Source organism: Bacillus sp. JJ1127, assembly GCF_036965845.1.
Lineage (GTDB): Bacteria > Bacillota > Bacilli > Bacillales > Bacillaceae_G > Bacillus_A.
Window position 1 is genome coordinate 15,029 of sequence record NZ_JBALQK010000124.1, and the last position, 2,312, is coordinate 17,340.

Annotated in this window: 1 protein-coding gene; it reads left to right on the top strand. The window is 31.0% G+C overall.

Translation table 11 applies throughout. From position 1 onward, the window contains the following. The first annotated feature begins 788 nt into the window (after positions 1–788). The gene (locus tag V7183_RS13090; protein ID WP_335359803.1) at positions 789–1,988 is read left to right on the top strand and encodes a hypothetical protein; all 1,200 of its coding nucleotides are present in this window, start codon (positions 789–791) and stop codon (positions 1,986–1,988) included. The last annotated feature ends 324 nt before the right edge of the window (positions 1,989–2,312 follow it).

The window sequence follows — 2,312 nt, forward strand, 5'->3', positions numbered from 1 at the left end:
CTAAAAGAAAGGGGTTTTTATGTCGGTTTTTAACTTGCATATATATGATTCATTTTATTCTCTCTTTACGATAGTGAGAGTTCCTTTGAGTGCATATCATTAGAAACCTTTTTAAAATTTATCGGTTTATGCATAAAAGAAATAGGTGCACTATCCCTAATATAAATGAGAAATCAAAATTCGCTTATTTTTCAGTCCTATTGGTAGAATAATGAAAGCCTTTTGTAACATTTACGAAAGGCTTTTGTAATAATTATGAAAGACATTTGAAAGATGTTTAAAGTAAGATAAGCTTATTGCGAATATATACGCAAACTACCTTATCAACTGTATATTATCTTTCTATTACCCTAAGTTAGAAAAATAAGATCGATCAAACCGAGCTCCCCCAAGCTCCTTTGAACTCAGCAAAACCCACAGAAAACATTCTTGTTCTCTGTGGGTTTTGTTATTTTTTGGAGATTATTAAGAATAAGTTCCTTTAAATTATATATATATTGATGTACTGTAACAATGTCAGTACATCAATATGCATTTCAAAAAAGAAAGATTGTGGGACGTTAAAAATAAAAAGGTTATATTCACCATTATCAAAAACAATCGATTTTGTTACAAAATAAATTATTTTGCCCCTAACCACAGCTACGCTGGTATTGGGCCGAGAAACAATGAAAAGGTTTTGTAACATTTACGAAAGACATTTGAAAGGTATTTAAATTAAGATAAACGCACCAATATTAATTTAAATATGTTGGTAATAGTATATTTAGAAAGCAAGGGACAAAGCCATGAAAGAAAAGATAAAGAGAAGTATAAAAAAAATTTCCCCTATAGGAATAGCAATGGGGATTGTATTCAGTTTTAACCCATTTACAAAACATAAAGCGAAAGCAGATGTTGATACAAGAGAAACGATTCTTACAACATTTGGAGATACCTATGATACGTTTCTAAAAGAGCCTTTTGTTATTTTTTTATCAGAACAAAGTGCTAAAAATGATTATACAGCTAACAATGAAAACCTTGCTTACAAAGCTCCTACTTTTAACAAAGGAGAATTTGGTATTAGTGTGTATGATTATTATAAAAATCAAAACTTTTCTAAGAGAATTAAAATTTTCTATAAGAATGGGAAAGTTGAATATAAAACGATAAAACATGGTCAACAACTTCTGATTAAGCAAGCTGGTATAATAGTAGACTTAAATCCAGATGCCTCAAATCTATATGAACGTGATGTGTATTATATTACACAAAAACAATTAGATGAAGGGAATACTGGTATTGCGCTTACAAATTGGCAAACATATTACTTAAAAAGTGACAATAGTGGTCAAATGAATGGTCCTTTAGCTCTAAAGTACATTAGACAAGAATTTCCAAATATAAAACCAGGTAATGCTTCTTTTGACCTAACGAAACTTTTTCATGCACTACCAGAAGAGAGGCGAAAACTGGCAACGATAACTTCGAATCCAGTAAAAAAATCTGAAATTTTTAGTTATACCTCTGATGAGCTTGCTGAGATAAAGAGACATAAGCTCGGCGTCGTTACACAGCATAAAAATGAAGAATATTCTTCTATTTCTGTGAAAATTAGAAACAGGGATAAGGTTTTGCGGACATGGGAGGATAGTACGAATGTTTCTGCTTCATCTAATTGGATCCCAGAAGATAGGAGCACATTTACAATTATTCCAATTGAAAAAGGATCTAATAAGGTGTTCATAGAAGCAAATGCAACTTATCTTACATCTGCAAATGGTGAGGTGGGCGTTACAGGATTTCGCGCTTATGGACAAGTATGGACACTTGTTAATTATGGATTTGAAAGCTTCTCTTTAAAAAATAACCACGGACAATATTTATCTGTTAACGGTACATCCGTATGTCTTACTGACAAGCCTGATAAAAACACTATGTTTGCCATTACTATTCAAAAAGATAAATGGAATGAGTGGTTAGCTAAATGGTATTCTAGCAAATAAAATGCAAGTTGATATAGCCTCTAGAAACTTTACAAATATTTTTAACGAGTAACGAACCAACAAGTCAATTTTCTGTACGTTAAGGAAATCGGCTACACAGATCCCTAAGTTATTTTTAATCAATCTTTATGTCAAACCAAAAATAATTAGCCCTTACGTTGCGTATATGTATTCAACGTAAGGTCCCTTTTAAATTCATATTTTAATTTTCTTAGTTAAGATAATTAACCAATGTTGGTGGTACGCCAAAAACACCCTTTTTAGAATACTAAAAATATTTCGTGTTAATAAAAAAGAAGATCTATCTATTCTATCTTATTTTTT

Bases quoted from the DNA above. Each gene is read 5' to 3' on its own strand.
- V7183_RS13090 (WP_335359803.1), top strand. From the start codon at position 789: ATGAAAGAAAAGATAAAGAGAAGTATAAAAAAAATTTCCCCTATAGGA.